This window comes from Zobellia sp. OII3, from assembly GCF_002211465.1.
GTDB lineage: Bacteria > Bacteroidota > Bacteroidia > Flavobacteriales > Flavobacteriaceae > Zobellia > Zobellia galactanivorans.
Window position 1 is genome coordinate 342,445 of the sequence record NZ_MWRZ01000002.1, and the last position, 21,657, is coordinate 364,101.

The 21,657-nt window shown below is 42.6% G+C and carries 18 protein-coding genes; 15 read left to right on the forward strand and 3 right to left on the reverse strand.

Annotated elements, in window-relative coordinates; all coding sequences use genetic code 11:
- Positions 1 to 32 precede the first annotated feature (32 nt).
- A complete protein-coding gene (locus B4Q04_RS08585; RefSeq protein ID WP_013995466.1) occupies positions 33 to 713 on the forward strand; it encodes a DUF2461 domain-containing protein in 681 nt (226 codons plus the stop codon).
- Here the strand turns inward: B4Q04_RS08585 and B4Q04_RS08590 are convergent.
- A complete protein-coding gene (locus B4Q04_RS08590; RefSeq protein WP_046288094.1) occupies positions 702 to 1,112 on the reverse strand; it encodes a hypothetical protein in 411 nt (136 codons plus the stop codon). The two genes, B4Q04_RS08585 and B4Q04_RS08590, sit on opposite strands and share 12 nt — an antisense overlap.
- 150 nt (positions 1,113 to 1,262) lie before the next feature.
- Between B4Q04_RS08590 and B4Q04_RS08595 the strand changes: the two genes are divergently transcribed.
- The 4 genes from B4Q04_RS08595 to B4Q04_RS08610 all read left to right on the forward strand — a co-directional run bounded on the left by B4Q04_RS08595 (position 1,263) and on the right by B4Q04_RS08610 (position 4,949).
- Positions 1,263 to 2,618, forward strand: a complete 1,356-nt coding sequence (locus B4Q04_RS08595; protein WP_088696560.1) for an NAD-dependent succinate-semialdehyde dehydrogenase — start codon at positions 1,263 to 1,265, stop codon at positions 2,616 to 2,618.
- Positions 2,619 to 2,858: 240 nt separating this feature from the next.
- The gene (locus B4Q04_RS08600) at positions 2,859 to 3,458 is read left to right on the forward strand and encodes a hypothetical protein (protein WP_013995469.1); all 600 of its coding nucleotides are present in this window, start codon (positions 2,859 to 2,861) and stop codon (positions 3,456 to 3,458) included.
- A gap of 141 nt (positions 3,459 to 3,599) precedes the next feature.
- Complete coding sequence (locus tag B4Q04_RS08605; protein ID WP_088696561.1) at positions 3,600 to 4,496, forward strand: DUF72 domain-containing protein; 897 nt, start codon at positions 3,600 to 3,602, stop codon at positions 4,494 to 4,496.
- Positions 4,497 to 4,553: 57 nt separating this feature from the next.
- On the forward strand, positions 4,554 to 4,949 hold the full coding sequence (locus B4Q04_RS08610) for an acyl-CoA thioesterase (RefSeq protein WP_013995472.1): 396 nt from the start codon (positions 4,554 to 4,556) through the stop codon (positions 4,947 to 4,949).
- On the opposite strand, the gene B4Q04_RS08615 is transcribed toward B4Q04_RS08610, so the two are convergent.
- Positions 4,946 to 6,235 carry a dipeptidase gene (locus B4Q04_RS08615; protein ID WP_088696562.1) on the reverse strand — a complete coding sequence of 430 codons (1,290 nt, stop codon included), beginning with the start codon at positions 6,233 to 6,235 and terminating at the stop codon, positions 4,946 to 4,948. The two genes, B4Q04_RS08610 and B4Q04_RS08615, sit on opposite strands and share 4 nt — an antisense overlap.
- Before the next feature lie 193 nt (positions 6,236 to 6,428).
- On the opposite strand from B4Q04_RS08615, the gene B4Q04_RS08620 reads away from it, so the two are divergent.
- The 6 genes from B4Q04_RS08620 to B4Q04_RS08645 are packed head-to-tail and all read left to right on the forward strand — an operon-like array spanning position 6,429 to position 15,433.
- The gene (locus B4Q04_RS08620; RefSeq protein ID WP_123772348.1) at positions 6,429 to 7,160 is read left to right on the forward strand and encodes an Hpt domain-containing protein; all 732 of its coding nucleotides are present in this window, start codon (positions 6,429 to 6,431) and stop codon (positions 7,158 to 7,160) included.
- 8 nt (positions 7,161 to 7,168) lie between these two features.
- Positions 7,169 to 7,540 (forward strand): PleD family two-component system response regulator, encoded by a 372-nt coding sequence (locus B4Q04_RS08625; protein WP_088696564.1) that lies wholly within the window; start codon positions 7,169 to 7,171, stop codon positions 7,538 to 7,540.
- Position 7,541: 1 nt separating this feature from the next.
- Positions 7,542 to 10,340: a HEAT repeat domain-containing protein gene (locus B4Q04_RS08630; RefSeq protein WP_088696565.1), complete on the forward strand. Its 2,799-nt coding sequence runs from the start codon at positions 7,542 to 7,544 to the stop codon at positions 10,338 to 10,340.
- Positions 10,333 to 11,763: a glycosyltransferase family 2 protein gene (locus tag B4Q04_RS08635; protein WP_013995477.1), complete on the forward strand. Its 1,431-nt coding sequence runs from the start codon at positions 10,333 to 10,335 to the stop codon at positions 11,761 to 11,763. The genes B4Q04_RS08630 and B4Q04_RS08635 overlap by 8 nt, the downstream gene beginning before the upstream one ends.
- Before the next feature lie 8 nt (positions 11,764 to 11,771).
- Positions 11,772 to 14,129 (forward strand): sulfatase-like hydrolase/transferase, encoded by a 2,358-nt coding sequence (locus tag B4Q04_RS08640; RefSeq protein WP_013995478.1) that lies wholly within the window; start codon positions 11,772 to 11,774, stop codon positions 14,127 to 14,129.
- A gap of 26 nt (positions 14,130 to 14,155) precedes the next feature.
- Positions 14,156 to 15,433, forward strand: coding sequence for a YaiO family outer membrane beta-barrel protein (locus B4Q04_RS08645; protein ID WP_236630990.1), 1,278 nt, complete (start codon positions 14,156 to 14,158; stop codon positions 15,431 to 15,433).
- A 738-nt stretch (positions 15,434 to 16,171) separates the two neighbouring features.
- Here the strand turns inward: B4Q04_RS08645 and B4Q04_RS08650 are convergent.
- The gene (locus tag B4Q04_RS08650; RefSeq protein ID WP_013995481.1) at positions 16,172 to 17,035 is read right to left on the reverse strand and encodes an RNA polymerase sigma factor RpoD/SigA; all 864 of its coding nucleotides are present in this window, start codon (positions 17,033 to 17,035) and stop codon (positions 16,172 to 16,174) included.
- A 171-nt stretch (positions 17,036 to 17,206) separates the two neighbouring features.
- Here B4Q04_RS08650 and B4Q04_RS08655 point away from each other — a divergent pair, with 171 nt between their 5' ends.
- From B4Q04_RS08655 to B4Q04_RS08670, 4 genes are all read left to right on the forward strand, one after another.
- Entirely contained in the window at positions 17,207 to 17,716 is a 510-nt protein-coding gene (locus B4Q04_RS08655) for a DUF6155 family protein (RefSeq protein WP_088696566.1), read from the forward strand.
- A gap of 2 nt (positions 17,717 to 17,718) precedes the next feature.
- On the forward strand, positions 17,719 to 18,648 hold the full coding sequence (locus tag B4Q04_RS08660) for a 2-hydroxyacid dehydrogenase (protein WP_088696567.1): 930 nt from the start codon (positions 17,719 to 17,721) through the stop codon (positions 18,646 to 18,648).
- A 199-nt stretch (positions 18,649 to 18,847) separates the two neighbouring features.
- Complete coding sequence (locus B4Q04_RS08665) at positions 18,848 to 20,359, forward strand: DEAD/DEAH box helicase (protein WP_013995484.1); 1,512 nt, start codon at positions 18,848 to 18,850, stop codon at positions 20,357 to 20,359.
- Between the two features lie 44 nt (positions 20,360 to 20,403).
- Positions 20,404 to 21,648 carry a glycosyltransferase gene (locus B4Q04_RS08670; protein WP_013995485.1) on the forward strand — a complete coding sequence of 415 codons (1,245 nt, stop codon included), beginning with the start codon at positions 20,404 to 20,406 and terminating at the stop codon, positions 21,646 to 21,648.
- Positions 21,649 to 21,657 lie beyond the last annotated feature (9 nt).

The window sequence follows — 21,657 nt, forward strand, 5'->3', positions numbered from 1 at the left end:
AACTTTATCTAAAATAACAACATTTAGGTCGTATGTTAGATCCCATAATTACGAAAGAGACGCTCATTTTTTTAAGCCGGCTCGAAAAGAACAATAATCGCGAATGGTTTAGCGAAAATAAAAAAGAGTTCAAAAACCATGAAGCCCGAGTTAAGGTTTTCTACGAAGAGGTAGGCAACAAGCTTAGGCTTCATGATGAAATAGAAAAGGTAAAGATGTTCAGAATCTACAGGGACGTTCGCTTTTCTAAGGACAAAGCCCCCTATAAGACCCATTTTGCAGGTTCTTTTTCCCGTTTAGGGCCTCAACGCCGTGGCGGTTATTACTTACACGTAAAACCCGGGGAGTCTTTTGTGGCTACGGGATTTTGGGCACCGAACAAGGAAGACCTACTGCGTATCAGAAAGGAATTTGAACAAGATGCTTCGGAAATGCGCGAGATTATGGCCGAGCCAGGTTTTAAAAAGATATGGGGCGAGTTAGGGGGCGATGAAGTAAAAACGGCTCCCAAAGGTTTTGATAAGGCCCATATCGATATCGACCTCATTAAGAAAAAGCAATACGTTTTTGTTAGAAAATTTACCGACAAGCAAGTCTTGTCGCCGAACTTCGCCCATGAGATAGATGTGGCCTATAAGGCCATACGTCCTTTTTTCGACTATATGAGCGATGTACTTACGACCAACTTGAACGGTGAGTCCTTATTGGACTAAAACGGGGGCTTCGAACAGTTGTATATGGTCTTTCAGCCGAGCAACGACCATGTTCATCATACGTTTGTTCAATGCGGATGAGTTTTGGGTATAAATCTCGTACTCGTTAAGGGTAAAATGACCTATGATCATGCCCTTTAACGAATTCCGGAATTTAATATCTTTTTGGATCGCATTCTCAATGTAGTCAAAACGTCTTTCAAGGGAAAGGTCGTAAAACGCGTTTTTGTGCTTTTTGATGTAGTTTTTAAAGACCGCAACAAAAAGGTCATTCTGAAACTTGATAATGGGTCTTAGGGTCAGGTTTTGAAATCTCTCGTTTTCGCTCATACCCTCGGTAACTCTGGCGGATGAAATTTCAATACGGATGCTGGATAGACTATCGGATCGATCGCTCATGATGTAGCTTTTTATAAAGATATACATTAAGCCACTCTGGTCTTTTTAAGACAAAATTAGTTTTTAACGAGGTTATGAACAGCCCGTTTATGCGTTATTTTGTATCCTGAACAATGATATGGATAAAGGTTACCGGAAAAAACAAAGAAGATGAAACAGTCTATAAACCCTTATAACGGGAAGAAATTGTACGAGTTTAATGAGTTAACTAAAAACGATTTAGAATCAAAACTTAAAGTATCACATCAATGTTACCTCGAATGGAAAGAGACCTCCTTCGAAGAGCGATCGCGCCTAATGCACAAAGCGGCGGAACAATTGCGGCAGAACAAAGAACGATACGCCGAGGTGATTACCCTAGAAATGGGAAAACCGATTTCACAATCCATTGCCGAAGTAGAAAAATGCGCTTGGGTATGTGAATATTACGCCGAGAACGCAGAACATCAACTAAGGGATGAAATCATAGAAACGGATGCGGCCAGCAGCTATGTAAAATACCAACCTTTGGGTGTGATATTGGCCATAATGCCGTGGAACTACCCTTTTTGGCAAGTATTCCGATTTGCCGCGCCCAATCTTATGGCCGGTAACGTAGGTGTGCTCAAACATGCCTCTAACGTCATGCAATCGGCCGAAATGATCCAAGAGGTCTTTGGGAAGGCCGGTTTTCCCGAAGGATGTTTTCAAAATTTGATATTGGATAGTGACCAAATCAAATCGGTGATAGAGAACGATATCGTACAGGCGGTGACCTTAACGGGAAGTAAGCCTGCCGGGGCTTCCGTAGCCTCCATAGCCGGGGCCAATATAAAAAAGACCGTCTTGGAACTGGGCGGAAGCAATGGCTTGATCATTTTTGACGATGCCGATCTAGATCAAAGTGTAGCGACATGCATAAATGCCAGATTTCAAAATACGGGCCAAAGTTGTATTGCCGGTAAACGCCTTCTCGTGCACGAATCCATAGTGGATAGCTTTACCCAAAAGTTTATCGATAAGGTAAAAGAACTCAAATCGGGTGACCCAATGGACAAGCAAACCTATATTGGTGTGATGGCCCGTGAAGATTTGGCCCAAGAACTTGAACAACAAGTGAAGGGTTCTGTTGAAATGGGAGCCAAGATTATTTTAGGAGGCCACAGAAAAGGAACCTATTTTGAGCCGACCCTTTTATCTGAGGTCACGGCCGATATGCCCGTTTTTAAAGAGGAAACCTTTGGTCCTGTTATAGGGATTACTACATTTCAATCTGATGCAGAAGCCGTTGAACTTTCCAATCGATCCGAATTCGGACTCGGAGTGAGTATTTTTACGAAGGATAAAAATCGTGTAAAAGAACTGATCGGCAAGTTTAATGAAGGAGCCGTGTTTGTAAACGAATTGGTTAAAAGCGACCCTAGGCTGCCCTTTGGCGGAGTGAAGATTTCCGGATACGGAAGAGAACTGTCTTCCCATGGTATTAAAGAATTTTTAAACAAGAAAACGGTCTATGTTAAAAATTAATGTATCACTTTATGTAAATCTATTAAACAACTTATAATTAGTCCGTTGTTATTTATTTTATAATACACCTTACTTAAAATAACCTCTCAGGTGTTGCGCCATATTAAAAGATTTGACATGGAGTTTTATAGACCAAAGGACTTTAATAATTATCGGTAAGCTCCCACAAAATTTGCACATCTTTGAAACCTTTGTATCTTGTAAGAAATATTAACATTAACCATAATAACGAGTATTGAGATGCGCAAACATTTAGTATTGGCATTATTGGTAGTTACCGCAACTACCTATGCCCAAAAGATGAAAATAAACAAGGGGGACATCAAGAACCTAAAGGACATTTCGGCCTATACCTTGGAATTCGACTACAGTGATGTCCAAATCCCGAAATATGATTCGGAAGAGGATTTCTTGGCCGATAAAATGGCTAAACGGGAAGAAAAAGAGGCCGGTAAGGGAGAGGAGTTTAAAAAATCGTGGTTTGCCGATCGCGAAGAGCGCTATGAACCGAAGTTCATTGAGTCTTTCAACAAGCGTTTTGAAGATGGGGAGGTAGTTGCATCCAAAGATGCTGCCGATTACACCATGAAAATCCACTCCACTAAGATCTATGCCGGTTACAACGTGGGCGTAGTTCGGAAAAATGCAGAAATCGATGCGACCATAACGGTATATGAAACCGCAAATCCTAGCAATATTTTGTTGGAAGGAACGTACAAGGATGTTCAAGGATACGGCGCCATGGGTAACGATTACAACAGTGGCTACCGAATTTCGGAATGCTATGCCAAGCTGGCCAAGAACATTGCCGGTTATATCAAAAAGAAGGCCTTGAAGTAATTTTTCTATATGTACAAAAGCGGCTACTTCGATAGCCGCTTTTTTGTTTGGTCCTGAACCGTACCCGACCTTGGTTTGACCGATTCGACCAAGCTTATTTTTTTCCTGTAGTATAACATTGCTTTTTAAATCATTTTTAAAATGAAATTTGGAAAAGTAGACCATCCTGAAATCATCGATTTCACCCTGCCTAAAGACCACCCTGACACCGCCGCTGTCTTGAACGGAACCAAGGGTACGGACCGCTTGAACATTTCGGTAGGATGCGCCAAATGGAACCGACAAGATCTAAAGAACTTTTATCCTAGGGGGACGAAAGACGAGTTGGCTTACTATAGTTCACAGTTCAACAGTATAGAACTCAATGCTACCTTCTACAGGATATTTCCCGCGGAACAATATCAAAAATGGTATGACAAGACCCCTGAAGATTTTAGGTTTTTTCCTAAAATTTCAAGGGACATCAGTCACTTGCGACGATTGAACGATGCCGCATTTCCTATAGTAGACCGCTATTTGGAGGTTACGGCCAATCTAAAGGAAAAATTAGGCACCATATTTTTACAGATGCACGATAATTTCGGGCCTAAGAATTGGGACAGGGTAGTGCGCTTTGTTGAATACTGGCCCAAGGAGTTTCCTTTGGCCATAGAGTTTAGGCATACCGACTGGTTCAACGACGAAAAGGTGAGCCAAGAACTCTACCACCTCTTGGAAGAGAACAACATGGCCAATATTCTGGTAGATACTGCGGGCAGGCGTGATATGTTACATATGCGTTTGACCAACAATGAGGCCTTCGTGCGGTATGTGGGGGCCAACCACCCTACGGATTACGAACGGCTAAACGATTGGATCGCACGATTGGACCAATGGAAAAGCCAAGGGCTACAAAACATCCATTTTTTCGTTCACCAAAATATGGAAGTGGAATCCCCTTTATTATCAGCCTCATTTATTGACAAATTGAACAAAAAATGGGGTACAGACCTCCATATCCCCAAATCGCTCGAAGATTCGTACGGTAAACTATTTTAACAGTTTATACTTTTCTAATTTTACACAAAAATTCAACATATTTAAACAATTAATGTCATGAGATTTCACAGTAGAAAGTGGGTAAAACCTGGGGATTTAAACGCCAACGAAACGCTTTTCGGGGGACGTGTATTGGCTTGGATCGATGAAGAGGCTGCCCTTTACAGCATTATTCAGTTAGAGAACAAAAAAGTGGTTACCAAATATATGTCGGAAATCAATTTTATGAGCACTGCCGTTAAGGGCGATATCATTGAAATAGGCATCGAAGTCGTAAAATTCGGAAAAACTTCATTGACGTTAAATTGTGAAGTGCGCAATAAAATGACTCGCGAAACCATTGTAACCGTTGACAATATCATCATGGTCAACCTTGGCCCCGACGGAAAACCTGCCCCACATGGGAAGACAAAGGTGGAATACGTTAGGGACCGTTTGGCATCGGAAGACTAAGTTTTCTGTAGTTCGGCGGATACGGCCTGAACTTCGTCAAGCACACGTAAGAGGTTCTCTCCCCATAGTTTTGCAATCTCTTCCTCGGTATAGCCGCGTTTCACGAGTTCAAGCGTAACATTGAAGGTTTCCGAAGCATCGGACCACCCTTTGATACCCCCTCCGCCGTCAAAGTCGGAACTGATACCTACATGGTCGATTCCTATTAGATCGACCATGTAGTCTATGTGGTCTACAAAATCGGAAACATCTACCATTTTCGGGGCACCCGGAATTTTCTCTACCATGGAAATCCCGATTTTTTTGACTTTGGGATAGTTTTCCATAAAAGCCTCTTTCTGTTCATCTGTCAAAGAAGGGAATTGATCCCGTGAATACCATTCCAGTCCCATGGAATCGGCCACCTTCTCTAAAATTGTTTTAATATAGGCATTATAGGCTTCGTCTTTTTTGGTGTTCAAATAAGAACTGAAGGCAACCGTTTGTACCACCCCTCCGTTTTCTTTCATCAACTTGAGCTGCTCGTCATCAAGGTTTCTACTATGATCGCACAAGGCCCTTGCCGAAGAATGGGAAGCTATGATCGGCGCTTTTGAAAGGGCGACCATCTGCTTCATGGCTTCCTTGGAAGGATGGGACACATCAATCATTATTCCAAGTCTATTCATTTCTTTTACAGCTTCTTGACCCAGTTCACTTAAACCATTATGAAGCCACACATTATCCTTTTCCCCCGTATTGGAATCGCTGAATTGGCTATGTCCATTATGCGATAATGAAATATAGCGCGCCCCAAGGTCGAAGTATTTTTTAAAGTTGGAAAGATCTTCGCCCATTGGGTAGGCATTCTCAACGCCTATCATGGCCACCTTCTTTTTGGCTTGATAGATTCGTCTTACGTCATCCGAATTTAAGGCCAGTTCAATTTGATCGGGGGCGATTTCCTCACAAAGTCGATGAATGGCCTCGAATTTTGACATGGCATTCCCTTCGGCCTTGGCAAAGCCTTCATCACTCAGCGTGTCTTGCCCTGTGTAAACGATAAGCCAAGTAACATCTAACCCTCCTTCGTCCATCTTGGGCAGGTTTATTTGGGTATCTAGTCGTTGGGTATAGTTTATACTATCACTGAAGTTATTGATATTGATATCGTTATGCGTATCTATCGTAATTATCTTTTCATGTATCCTTTTGGCTTTTTGTTCTATGTTTTCTTCCACTTTCGGTTTGTTTTCTTTACAGGCTGTAAACGTTAGAAGGCTAAATAAATAGACGAAATGCTTCATAAAATATGTTTTAAACCTACAATTTAAGCACTTTGACAACATTTATCGCACTATAGGGAACATTTAGTTGTGTGCACTGTATCAAATAAGGAATTTTACTATAGATAGTATAAAATAGAAATTGTAACCCTAAAGAATTGATGTAAAGAAGAATATAAATCAGTCCCACACTTACTAACCTAAATAACCAAAATTGAAAACGAAAAACCTACTTTTCCAATTGACGGATTTAGAGTCGCTTCTTAATGATTTTTCAGTTGAAAAATTGACTCCCGACGAGGCTTTCCATCTAAAATCATCTTTCCAGAACTTTAAAAAGAACCTTTTGGAAATCATCTTTAAGTCTAAGGAGAACTTCATCGATGCCGACTCAAATTGTCAAGACAATCCGGTGGGCCAACGGACCAAAACCTTTGAAAAGGCCTATCCTGAAATAGATATAGACACTTATGACGCCATTATTGAGCATTACAAATCGTACGGTGATGTTTTAAAAGAGCTGAAAATTGAAACGACTATGGACAAAAAAGATGTATTGATCCTAAATGGAACCTCGGAAGCAACCAAGACCGAGCCTGAAATCGACCTATCGCTCATTCTTAAAGAGTGTATGGGGGAAATGGATTTGTTACAAGAGTTGATTACCCTGTTTACTTCCAACGCCCTTGAATTTATGGGGGCCGCCAAAATCCATTTAAAAAGCAATGATTTTGAAAAATTAGATTTGGCCGCACATAAGGTCAAGGCCGGCCTGGCCATGATGCGTACCCAAAGCCTGCACAACATCGTCGTTCAAATACAGAAGGGCTGTAAACTTGATAAAGACCCCAAACATCTTGAATTTTTATGCAACTGTTTCAACGACGAATTTCCAAAGGTCAAAGATGCCTTAGATAGAGCCTATTCGGAACTGACCAACCATTAAGGCCCGCCATGGATAAAAAAAGACTATTGCTGGCCGAAGACGACGAACTATTGGCCTCGCTGTTGAATTTTCGCCTTAAGAAAGGCGGCTATGAAGTTAACCATAAGACCAATGGAAAAATGGTCAAGGAGTATTTGTTGGGAAATACGCCAGACATTATCGTAAGTGACATTATGATGCCTTATTTCTCGGGTATGGAACTGATCAGTTTTGTACGCCATGAATTGAAATCACAAGTACCGATTATCATAATCTCTTCTGCGGGCAACGAAGAAAATGTTCTGAACGCATTCGAGTTGGGGGCCAACGATTTTATATCAAAACCTGTGAGTCCTTCAGAGCTCTTAGTTCGAGTAGCCCGCGAACTGAACAAAATCTAATTTGTTAAAAAAAATTACATACTATCACCTTGCCAACATAACAGCCCCAAAAATCGATACGGAGGTGTTGTGGAACCTATCTATGGTGTTCGTTGGCCTGGCAGTAGTATACTTTATCTCGGTATTTGTCGTAAGGAATAAAATATCGGCCACCGCTTCCATCACCAAACAACGAAAAAGGGAACTCTCGGCCATGATAAGCGAGTTCTTGTTCTACGACGATAGTGACGATGTTACCGAAAAATCGAGCTATATCTCCTCTAAACTAGAAATCCGCGAATTGCTCAAAACACCTTTCAACCGAAAGGTTTTGGTCGAAATCTTGCTTGACTTAAGAAAAGATGTTTCCGGAGATACCCAAACGCGACTTTTTGAACTCTACCAAAACCTGGAACTCGAAAAGGATGCCTTTGAAAAACTTCAGAGCTGGCGTTGGGAAGTTATCTCAAAAGGCATTCTTGAACTTACCCAAATGCAGGTAGAATCGGCCTATGGTTTTATTACCAAGTTTATCAACCATAAGAACAGCACCATAAGAAAGCAAGCGGAAATTGCCACGGTAACCCTAAAACCTGAAGGCATCAACTATTTTCTCGATACTACCCGCTATAAAATATCGGAATGGCAACAACTCAAACTCTTAGATGTCATACGGAACCAAGAAGGTTTTGTCCCCCCTAAGTTTAGAGTGTGGTTGACTTCTAAGAACAAACACGTAGTACTCTTTACCCTTAGGCTAATTAAATATTACAATCAGAACGATGCCAATGCCTCACTCATAGAGCTGGTCAAGCACAAAAACCAACAAATACAGGAAGAGGCCATTGCCTGCATCAAAGAATTTTATGTAGTAGAGGCCATTCCCGTCTTAAAATCGGTTTTTAAAAAATGTGCCACGGATACCAAGATCGCGATCTTAGGTACCATTGCCGAGCTGGGTAGCACCGACGATATCGATTTTTTAAGGATGGTGGAACAAAAAGAGTCCAATTTCTCCGTTTCCAGCAAGGCCCTGACCGCCATTAACACCATTTCACCCGAATCGGTAATGCCTACGAAGGACATCGAAAAGACAGAAAGTTACAAAGAGCCGGTCACAGAAGTAACACCGACGCTTTCCGTAGAAGAAATCCCCCAAACTATGGAAGTTGATGAGATACCTTTTCAAGACGATGCAAAAGACGGGGTATCACCTATTGAGAATCAAGTGGAAGGGATTTCGCCAACGATGCCGGCGCAAGCAAGCGAAATCGCAGAAGAAGGTGTTGATGCACCAGAAAACATCCAAATGGAGGAACCTATACCCACACGCTTCCCTAAGGTTTCATTGAACGGGGGAGAAGAAGACCAAACAATTTTAAGCATTGAGGTAATCGACGCGCTTACCCTCCCTTATCCCGAGAAAAAAGAGGCATCCACCGAAATCGACGACGAAGAAGAATCGCTCGATTATGATTTTTTACCCATAGTCGTGCCCCCTACAACCGACATTAATCCACCTATTAAAAATACAAGCATGTCCGACTCAAAAAAAACCAAGGAGAAACTTCACCATATGGAAGTTCAATTTGAAGAAGTAGCCTTTAACAAGCCACAAGAAGAACCGTCGGAAACGGAAACGCCCCAATTCGATATTTCCCAAATCGACTTCCTTCCTTTGGTGGTTGAGGGAGATACTACGGAGATTACGCCTGACGCGGAAAACAATGCCTTGAAAAAGGAAATAAACGAATTCGGATTTTTGCCCATTGTTACCGATAACGAATCGGAAGCAGCCGACGACATTGCCGCACAGGCCGATGAAGGCGCTCAAAAAATTGAAAGTTTGGAAGGTTATACGCTTTCCGATTTTGAAGTCAATTTTGAACACCCCGAAAACTTGACACCCTTTTTAAACGAAACTCCGAAGCAGACTTTTCCGGAAGCAGAGCCCGACCCCATAGCTACGGAAAGCGAAGATGTCATGACCTGGCTATTGACCCTTAACGAACTTCGGGAAATGGAAGTGGACTACGAGGTCGTTTCCCCGAAAAAGGATGAAAAACCCTTTACCGATTTAATTCCCGAACCTGTTTATTACGATGCCCATGAAGCGTATATGATGGGCCTCCTTGATGATTTGGAAGAAATGGGCGACCATAGGGAAGTACCCCTTTTACGCGAGCTCTTGGCAGAGGAAAGCGAATCGTTCATCAAGCATCGTATTCGGGGTTTGATCGACCAATTTTCCTATACCAAGAATTTAAACCGGACGAAAGCAAAGGAAGAAGATCGTGCGGTTCAACTTCCTAGCTTTAGCATATTTGCCGACCTGTTCAAGAATATAGACCAAGAATCAAAACTGGTGCTTTTAGGGGAAATAGTGTCGGTCGGTGATGAAAAGGAAATCGATTTTCTCGATGGTTTATTGGAAGATCCCGACCCTAAAATCCGTAAAAAGGCCCAACACGCCTTAAAACTTCTGATCGAAAAAGTTTCAAAAAAGAGCGAGTTCGAAAAACCGGCAGCACCGAAACCGGTAGAAGAACTGCCAATCGACCTTTCGTCATTGGAACCGATTGCCCCAACGGCAACTACAAAAGCCAAGCCTAGGTCGCATACGCCACCAATAGCAACCGAAACCCCTAAGCTTCTCGATTTTGAATTTGAACTTGCCGATACCGAGGTGCTTGACAAGAAATACGACGAAAAAACACTCAACATAGAAGTAAACGAGAGCGAAGTCGTTTCGGGCGAGGGCTCTTTCTTCGATTCCATTATAGAGTTTCCTAAAAAAATTATAGGGAAATTGCATGGATAGTGCTTTATTCCATATTATTCTAGACTATATAAACATCGTTTTCTTAATGTTTACGGTCACCCTATTCACCTTATTCACCATTATGGGGTATCTGTCCACCAGAAACTCCATCCACTACCGAAAGAAAAACAGTTTTGGCAGCCTATCAAAAGTTATGGCCTCGCCTTTAGCCCCGAGTATAACCATTATAGCCCCGGCCTATAACGAAGGACTTACCATTGTAGAGAACATTCGTTCACTCATGTCGCTTCGCTATGTCAACTACGAGGTCATGGTCGTCAACGACGGTAGTAAAGACGATACGCTTCAAAAGATGATCGATGCCTACGACTTGGTCAAGGTCGATCAAAAAATCGACCCCAACTGGAAAAATAAGCCGATTCGCGGCATCTACAAATCCCCCCACAGGGCATTTTCCAAACTCACGGTCATAGACAAGGAAAACGGAGGGAAATCCGATGCCCTGAATACAGGTATGGCACTTTCAACCAATCGTTATGTCGGTTGCATTGACGTCGATTGTCTTTTGCTGCCCGATGCCTTGCTACATGTGGTAAAATCATTTTACCAACGTTCCGAAAAACGGGTCATTGCGGTCGGGGGCGTAATACGTGTTGCCAATTCCTGTGTCATAGAAGGGGGGCAACTTGAAGAAATACGCCTACCGACAAATTGGTTGGCTCGCTTTCAACTATTGGAATATACCCGCTCCTTTATTTTAGGAAGGATGGCCTGGGGAAGTATCGATAGCCTTTTGATCATTTCAGGGGCCTTTGGTTTTTTTGACCGGGAAATAGCCTTGGCCGTGGGCGGATATGATACGGGAACGGTGGGAGAGGACATGGAAATCGTCTTTAAGATGCGTAGGTATATGCACGACCGTAAAGAGCCTTATACCATAGAATACATTCCCGACCCCTTGTGTTGGACGGAAGTTCCGGAAGACCTCAAGATACTCGTCAACCAAAGGGACCGATGGGCGAGGGGCAACCTCGAGACCTTGTTTAAGCATAAGGATATGTTCTTTAATTCCAAATACGGGCGATTGGGACTCTTAAGTTATCCCTACTGGTTTTTCTATGAATGGCTAGCTCCCCTTATGGAGTTTTTTGGCTTTTTTACCATTATAACCTTTATATATCTAGGTATTTTAAACTGGGAGTTTTTTATCGCCATAACGGCAATGGTTTATCTCTTCTCCGTCATGTTTTCGTTCTATGCCATTCTTTGGGACGTCTTTAGTTACAATGAGTACAAGAAAACGAAGGACATTCTAACGCTTATGTTATGTGCCCTTATCGAACCGATACTGTTCCACCCGATCGTGGTATGGTCGGCCGTACGCGGAAATTACAAAAAACTGTTTAAAATTAAATCGGGCTGGGGTTCCCAGGTTCGCAAAGGCTTTGCCAAAGCCGCTTGATCTAAAAGATGAATACGAGTACGATAGACCGATACACCTTAAAACATTACACGAGATTGATCATTTCTTTCTTCGGTAGTCTGTTGGTGCTTACCGTTTATCAATATGCCACCTTGTATTTCAAGGGGGTTGTAGATGTAATTTTCGGCACCAGTTTCTTTATAGCCCTTGTTCATCAAATGGGCTATTCCTCCCTGGTAGGGGTGCTATTGGCCTTTCCATTTAATTTTTGGGAAAACTTGCGTCCGCGTTATGGTTTCAACCTGGTCTTTGTGGTGCTACTCCTACTATTGATGATCGAAGCCATGCTGATCAGCTATTTTTGTACCGCCTTGGTGCCTTTGGGTTCCGACCTCTTAGGCTATAGTTTTGAGGACATTCAAACGACCATAGCCAATTCGGGTGGTATATCATGGGTACTGCCCTTGGGCTTTATAGGCATTGTAGGTATGTTCTTCGGTTTGTACAAGGTGAGCTCCAAGCATTACCACCACATTAATAAAATGTACCCGTTTACCATTATTTTAATTAGCATGTTCATTGCTACACTGTTTATTGAGGGAAAACCTATAGACCATAACAAAACCCAATATCTGGCACTCAATCTTTATGACTCTTCTACGGAAGATACTTCCTATAACTCCGACGTTGAGTACCCCTTGATCAAATCGAAGCCCATACCCAATGTTTTGGGCGAATATTTTCAACTTAAGGACAGTAAACCCAACATTGTATTTATTATGGTCGAGGGACTTGGTAGGGATTTTGTAGGGGAAGGGGCCGAGTATGGAGGTTTTACCCCTTTTTTAGATTCGTTGACCACCAAATCCCTGTATTGGGAAAATTGCTTGAGCAATACCGGACGTACCTTTGGGGTTTTACCCTCGCTTTTAGGGTCGCTTCCCTTTGGCAAAAGCGGATTTATGGAACTTGAAAAGTACCCGAACAAACTCACCTTGTTCAGTATTCTAAAAAACAATGGCTACCATACTTCTTTTTACCAAGGAACCAATAGCTCTTTTGACAATGTTGACCGATTTTTGAGCAGTGAAAACGTAGATTTTGTACTCGATAAGTCAGGGTTCGGAAAGAACTATCAAATGCAGGCCGAAGATGCGGCAGGGGCCTCTTGGGGCTATCCTGACAAGGAACTTTTCAAAAAGAGTATGAGTCTGCCCCGTGAAGCCGAACAGCCTCGTATGGAGGTGTATATGACTATTAGTACCCACGAACCCTTTATTCCTCCCAAAAAGGATTTCTACGAGGCCAAAGTGGCCCAACTCCTCTCTAAGAGGGATTATGATCGAAAGACAAAAAAGGTGATCGAAAAGAACGACAATGTCTTCGCGACCTTGCTTTACGCCGATGATGCCTTAAAATATGTCCTTGAAGCGTATAGGCAACAACCGAACTACGATAACACCATTTTCATCATTACGGGAGACCACAGACTGATTCCGATACCCCAACGCAATAACCTGAGCCGTTTCCATGTGCCCTTGATCATGTTCAGTCCCCTTTTGAAGCAAACCAAAAAAATTAGTGCCGTCAATTCACATTTTGACGTTACCCCGACCTTATTAGCCCTTCTTGAGGCGAATTACGAGCTTAAAATGCCCAAAAAAGTGGCATGGATGGGCGATGCCTTAGATATGTCGGAAGAATTCAGGTCAAAAAAACACATTCCCTTGATGCGCAACAAAAACGAATTGAAAGAATTTGTTGATGGCGAAAAGCTATACTCCGATGGTTCGGTTTATGAACTGGACGAAAACATGGATCTAAGCTCGGCTTTTGGTGGATCTAAGAGTGAGGCCAAGTTAAAGGCCTTTAAATCAATGAACGCCTATGTAACCAATAAGGACAAGATCATTCCCGATAGCCTTGCCATTTTTTCGGTGAAAAAGGAAAAGTTCACCGATTCGGAAATCATATGGATCAACAGCGTATACAACGGACAGAATTTTGACAAGGTCTATATGATAGCACGGGAATTGGCCTTTGAGCGGGAATATGAAAAATCGCTTTTGCTCAGTCGCTACATCCTTTCGGAAGCCCCGAGCCACATCGACACCAAGATTTTAACGGGCAGGGTCAATGTTTGGATGGGAAACTACGACAAGTCCATTGAAATATTGAAAGACTGTATTAAAATGAACCCGAATTACATTGATTCATATTCGGCCCTCTTCGATGTGTATTTCTGGTCCGAACGCCCAAAAGAAGCCATGGAGCTTATTGACCAAGTAGAACGGAATAGCTCAAGTGCCCATGAGATAAAGGATAAAATAGAACGGGCGCGCCGGCAAGCGCAAAAGAAGGGAATTGCCGCATCCTTAAAAAAAAAGAACAGGTCTGATACCTAGACCCTTGTAAATACGTTTGAATTAGAATGAAGCTTAAAACCACATATCTATTTGTGCTGTGCGTTTTCACGGCCCTTTCCGTACGACCCCAGGAAAAGGGTGCTGCGGAAATGGATAATGTGCGTTTGGCAGAGGCCCGTAATTTGGCTTTTGAAGGCGATTTTAAATCGGCCAATGCCATATTGTCCGAATTGGTCAAACCAGACAGTAAGGACCACAGCGCCCGCTCCTTATTGGCCAGTACGTACAGTTGGAGCGGCGAATACGATAGGGCAAGGGAAGAATTCAATATCATTACCTCTTCGGAAAGGAAGGATAGGGATGTTTGGATGGCTGCCATAAAAAATGAACTCTACGCAAAAAACCACGCTACGGCAGTGGGCTTGGCGAACAAAGCCTTGATTTTCTTAAAAGACGACGCCGAAGTAATGCGATTAAAGACCATTGCCGAAGAAGGACTGGCCCGTACCGAATACGGGGAAATGGAATCTTACAAAAGTGATAGCATCACTACACCCCAAAAGGAAGTCCTTGATACGCTTGACACCAAATCTCCCGAGGGCGAACCGGCCTTGAACAATAGTATTTCATTGCGAAATCTTGCCGTCGTTTACGATCAACGATACGACCCCATGTACTATTCAAGTCTTTCCTATAAAAGACAGACCCCTTTGGGCAGTATCATACCTAGAATAAATTACAGCAATCGCCTGGGAACATATGGGGTTCAGTACGAAGCGGACTTTTACCCTAAAATTTCAAAACGATTCTATGCCTATTTGAACTACGGGTACTCCAATGCCCCGATCTATCCAAAACACAGGGTAGGAGGCGACCTATATGTAAACCTGCCCGCAGCTTTCGAATTCTCTGCCGGCGGGAGATATATCGATTTTGAGACCACCAAGGTTTCCATAATCACCAATTCATTAGGCTACTACACGGGCAACTATTATTTTTCCTTACGGTCTTACATCACACCTGGGTCCGACAACCTGACCAGCTACTCGGGAAATCTGCTGGTGCGAAAGTATCTTAAGGATGCCGTAAACTATATCGGACTGAACGTCGGCATGGGCTATTCGCCAGAACTTCAGCAATTGACTTCAGGGGGTGAGCTTTTGGCCGAAACCCTTTTGTATGTGGAATCGCAGCGATTAAGTTTGGAATATCAGTTTACGGGAAAAAAGAGTCCTAACATCTACACCGCAAACATTGGGGCAACCCGGCAAGAATTGATATTTGATTCCGGTAAGTTCTTTTATGGAATTTCCGCAGGCCTTACCTACGAAGTGAGGTTTTAAAGAATTTCGATTCACATTCTTTTCCCGTACACCCCTCATAGACCTCCAAAGTTTTCACTAAACAAAAAAAGTTTATCTCAACAGTTTTGACTGGATAGCTTTACCAAAAGCAGCTTTGCAAATAAGCAGAACGAATCGCCACAATAGTCCAGAAATGCTTGGGTTAGCCGTACACACCGGCATCCTTAAATTATAAAACACTGGTTTTTAATAGATAACAGATAAAGAGTAATACTTTATCGATACATGACATGCCATTTTTTATACCGATAAAGGAAGATCTTTACATGATTAACAACTTTTACAACATTTTTCTTTCGTTACACCACATTTTGTTGTAATCACATGAGTTTATGAATATGTTTACATCATAGTAATTAAGACACCGAATCAAAATAGTAACTTAACCTATAGAAAAATGCTTTACGATACCTACGGAGAAGAGTACCTATCATTCCTTCAAGACCTTAACGAAATTTTGAGCTTAAATGAATTGGTAGAATTAGATTACATGTAATCTAACCCCAATCCTTGCAACCTTTAAAACCTACAACTATGGCAAATCAAAACCCAGACAACGCAGCTTACATGAGTTTCATTGAAAACTTAAATGAAATCTTGAATAGCGAACAAATCAACAAACTAAATTATTCTTAGTCTATAAGTAAATTATTAGTTGTACAAAAAAGCCCTGGCGTTAACACGCCAGGGCTTTTTTAATTTATATCTGTTTCGGGTCTATCCCAAATAGGTCTTTAAGAGTTTACTTCTTGAATTATGACGTAATTTTCTAATGGCCTTCTCACGAATTTGACGGACTCTTTCCCTAGTAAGGTCAAAAGTCTGCCCTATTTCAGCTAAAGTCATAGATTGCTGATCGCCAATACCGTAATACAATTTAACCACATCGGCTTCCCTTGGAGACAAGGTCTCTAAAGCACGGTTAATCTCTGTATTAAGGGATTGTTGCATTAATATCTTATCCGGTCTAGGGGACTCTCCGCTACGAAGTACGTCGTAAAGGTTTGAGTCTTCACCTTCCCTAAGGGGCGCATCCATAGAAACGTGTCTCCCTGAGTTTTTCATCGATTGCTTTACCTCACTGACCGTCATTTCTAGCTCTTTGGCTATTTCTTCGGCAGAGGGTGGCCGCTCATGGGCCTGCTCCAAGTAAGAAAAGGTTTTTTTGATTTTATTGATAGATCCAATTTTGTTCAAAGGCAGTCGTACCACACGTGATTGTTCGGCAAGGGCTTGAAGAATAGATTGGCGAATCCACCAAACGGCATATGATATAAATTTGAAACCACGGGTTTCATCAAAACGCTTAGCCGCTTTTACAAGGCCAAGGTTTCCTTCGTTGATCAAATCGGGTAGTTTCAGGCCTTGGTTCTGATATTGTTTGGCCACGGAGACTACAAAGCGTAGGTTGGCAGTAGTTAATTTTTCTAGGGCTACTTGGTCCCCAGCACGGATCCTTTGTGCGAGTTCTACTTCCTCAGACGCATTGATCAAATCAATTTTACTGATATCTTGCAAGTATTTGTCCAATGATTTTGATTCCCGATTGGTTACTTGCTTGATAATCTTTAGTTGCCTCATATATCTAATGTGTTTAGGATTGCTACAAGCATACAGTATACATTTTTATTATCTATTATCCAAAGACTTGTGAGTATTCTTATACATAATTTATGAGAAGTTTAAGATTTCAGGTACGAATCTAGGTGGATTTGACGCATTCCGCTATTTTTGAGGACAAATCGTAGAAAAATGAGCAAGCGAAAGCTAAAGAAATACCTTTCGGAAATAGACAAAGGGGCCATTGAAGAGCAATTGCTCGACCTTTACGAGCGCTTTCCCGAGGTAAAGGAGTACTACAACTTTATCTTCAACCCCAAGGAAGACAAGCTCGTTCAAGAAGCAAAGACAAAAATCAGTAATGAATACTTCCCTGTAAAGCGAAGACGCCCTAGGGCAAGACGCTCCGTAGCCCAGAAATTCATAAAGCACTTTATAAAACTTGGTGTAGACCCACATCTTATTGCCGACGTCATGCTCTACAACTTGGAGATAGCCCAAGTATTCGAAAAAGACCATAACCTGTCCGACGCCTTTTACAAAAGCATGATGAACTCGTTTACCGAAGCGCTTAGGTTTGTATCGGTCAATGGGCTGTTGGCCGAATACAAGGAAAGAATCGTAAAAATTTACAGCACAACACAAGACCAAAATTGGCAATTCGGCGAGGGCTTTTCCCGAGCCCTAGATATCATAGATTAAATATGGCAATAGTTATTATTAGACAAGACGACAAGATTGAACTTTGGAAGAAGGCCCTCTTGGCGCAACGACCGGAACTCGAGGTATACAGTTATTTGGAAGACCACCCCAAGGAAAAAATTAAAATGGCCTTGGTCTGGAAGCATCCAAAAGGGGCATTGGCGCATTATCCCCACTTAGAGCTGATAGCTTCTAGCGGGGCAGGGGTGGACTTTATTTTCGAAGATGGGGCGGCGCCCAAAAACTTGCCCATAACCCGTGTGGTAGACGATATGTTGGCCAAGGATATGTCAGAACACGTTCTTGCGGTCATCCTTAGTCATTTAAAAAACCTAGACCAGTATAAAATCAACCAAATGAAAGGGGTATGGCAACCCATACAATACCACAGGATTTCCGATTTTAGGGTCGGTATTCTGGGGCTTGGTGCCCTAGGGCGGGAATTGGCCACGGATTTGGTCAAATATGGCTTTAAGGTTCAGGGCTGGGCCAGCTCGAAAAAAGACATAGCCGGTGTCGATTGCTATGTGGGAGATGAAGGGCTGTCCGATTTTTTAAAAACCACACAGATCGCCGTTTGTCTACTGCCCTTGACCCAAGAAACTACCGGCATTTTGAACAAAGAACTGTTTTTGAAGCTTCCTAAAGGCGCTTTTGTTATAAATGTGGCACGTGGTGGCCACTTGGTAGACGAAGACTTGATCGAAATGTTGGACAGGGGACACCTTTCGGGTGCAGGCTTGGATGTTTACCATCAAGAGCCTTTACCAATAGAACATCCGTTTTGGAAACATGAAAAAATACAGATGACCCCGCATTATGCCAGTGTTTCCGATACCGGTTCCGTAGTGCCCCAGATCCTTGAAAATTATGATAGACTACTGTCAGGAAGGAATCTACTGAACGAAGTGGTCATGGAAAAGGGGTATTGACCCTGAGCATTTCCCTCTTTTGTCAAAAATAGAAAGACACGCTTTTGGCCCCAAGTATAACGGGGCCTGAGCGGTACTTTTGTCGATTTCCCCAGATTTAATTTCAGAAGAGTACAAATTTCCTTTAATTTTGTAAAATTGAGAAAATTGGGAAGCCCCACCTTCTTACAATACATGAACGCTAAATTTTAGACCCTACTTGGAGTTAAAAAAAGATACTACCGAAAAGCAACTATACGATTATCAGATCGAAGATCTGAAGACCATTTTCAAGCATCTTGAGGATCCTGAAGAAAAGGGTAACCTTCTATACCAATTGCCAACCGGTGGTGGTAAGACCGTTGTTTTTTCTGAAATAGCCCGACGTTATATTGAAAAAACGGGTAAAAAAGTGGTCGTACTTACGCACCGTATAGAATTGAGCACCCAAACTTCCCGTATGCTCAACAGTTTCGGTGTAAAGAACAAAATCATCAATAGCGAGGTAAAGGAGCTTACCGACCAAGACAGCTATATGTGCTTTGTGGCCATGGTGGAAACCTTGAACAATAGGCTTCAGGAAGAAAAGGTCGAAATCAACGATATTGGCCTGGTCATCATCGATGAAGCCCATTATAACTCCTTCCGAAAACTATTTAAGTTCTTCAAGAACTCTACCATTCTCGGGGTTACCGCAACGCCCTTAAGTTCGAACATCAAATTGCCCATGAAAGACAACTACCAAAAGTTGATCGTGGGCGAATCTATAGGGTCGTTAATCAAAAAGAAGTTTTTGGCCAAGGCCAATATGTACAATTACGATGTAAGCCTACAAAGCCTAAAACTGGGCATCAGTGGAGACTATACCGTTAAGTCTTCCGATGAGCTCTATAGCAACCAAAGCATGCTCGGCAAGCTTTTATCGGCCTATAAGGAGATTGCCGATGGTACCAAAACATTGATTTTCAACAACGGTATCAATACCTCCCGTTACGTATACGAAACCTTTAAAAAGGCAGGGTATAATATCCGTCACTTGGATAATAAAAACACGGCTTCGGAACGAAAGGAAATATTAGAATGGTTTTCCAATACCCCTGACGCCATTCTGACCTCGGTCAGTATCCTTACCACCGGTTTTGACGAACCTTCGGTAGAGACCATTATCCTCAACAGGGCCACCCGTTCATTGACCTTGTACTTTCAAATGATCGGTAGGGGCTCGCGTATCCTTCCGAACAAGAGTGAGTTTACGGTAGTCGACCTCGGAAACAATGTAGCGCGTTTTGGATTGTGGGACGCCCCTATAGATTGGCAGGAAATCTTTCATTTTCCTGATTTTTACCTTGAGAACATCAAGAACGACGAGGAAATCGAAAAAGAATTTGTTTATGAAATGCCCCCGTCCCTTCGTGAGAAATTCAAGAAATCTACTAATATTGAGTTTAACATCAAGGAAGAATATAAAAAAGTTTTTGCCCAAGGTCTCAAGTCCAAAATTGTATTGGAGCGCAGTATAGAGCAGCACGCCCAGATTTGTGTAGAGAATTCAGAGGATGTTTTCGACGCCCGTATCTTGGCCAAAGAGCTCAAGGAAGAAATCGCCTATCGCGTACGGCAATATTCGTACTGCATCATGAACAATACCAAGAACTACAAGGAATGGCTCGAAGAAGATTACGAACGTAAATTACGCTCGAGTATTTCCCGTATGTTCGCGGCCAAGATGTAGGGTTATTGGAAATTCTACCAAGTCTATAAATTTGTTACAACAAGGTGAAGCAAGATATACTTTTGGTTATTGGTTTTACCTGGCCCGAGCCCGCTTCTACGGCAGCAGGAAACCGTATGCTGGAATTACTGCGTTTTTTTAAGGAAGAGGGCTATCGCGTTGTTTTTGCGAGTACGGCGAGCCAAACAGGGCTATCCCTAGACTTGAAGGCATTGGCGATTGAATCGATGCCCATTACGTTGAACGATTCCGGTTTTGACCTCTCCATAAAGGAGCTAAACCCCGACATTGTCATTTTTGATCGTTTTTTGACCGAAGAACAGTTCGGGTGGCGAATAGCCGAAAGCTTACCGAACGCTATTAGGATACTTGATACCGAAGATTTGCATTCGCTTCGGAAAGCTCGGGAAACGGCCCATAAGAAGCGCATAACATTTTCACTGGACGACTGGCGGCAAAGCGATATGACCAAACGTGAAGTGGCAAGCATTTACCGATCCGATCTTTCATTAATGGTTTCGACTTTCGAGATGGAACTCTTGACGAAAAAGTTAGCTATAGACGAGAATCTCTTACTGCATCTCCCGTTTTTATTAGACCCTATTGATAAAGAGAGGCAAGGCCATTGGCCCGCCTTCGACCAAAGGTCGGGTTTTATCTGTATTGGAAACGGTAGACATGCCCCAAATGTAGACGCCCTGCTTTTCCTTTTCCAAGAGATTTGGCCACTTATTCGAAAAGGGCTTCCCGATGCCCAATTGTCGGTTTATGGGGCCTATCTGCCACAGCGCATCCAAGAGCTACACCGGCCCGACCAAGGCTTCCATGTAAAAGGCTGGGCCGAAGATGCGAACAAGGTCTTAGGTAGAGCCCGCCTTAATCTGGCGCCTTTGCGTTTTGGCGCGGGTATCAAGGGAAAATTGAGCACGGCCATGCAAAATGGAACCCCAAGTATTACTACCGATATCGGTGCCGAAGGTATGCACGCCGAAATGCCGTGGAGCGGGGCCATTGCCAATTCGGCCGAAGGCTTTGCCGAAGCGGCCTTACAACTGTACCAAAATAAAAGCGAATGGACGAAAGCACAGAACAATGGCCTTGCCATTGTCAATACATGCTACGACCGTCATGTGCTAGAAAAGCGATTGAAGGAGAAAATCGATGGGTTGGCCCTTAATTTAGAAGCGCACAGACGCAAAAATTTTATAGGCGCACTATTGCTTCATCAAACCATGCAGGCCACAAAGTACCTTTCTAAATGGATCGAGGAGAAGAATGCCAGAAACTAAAAGCTCTCA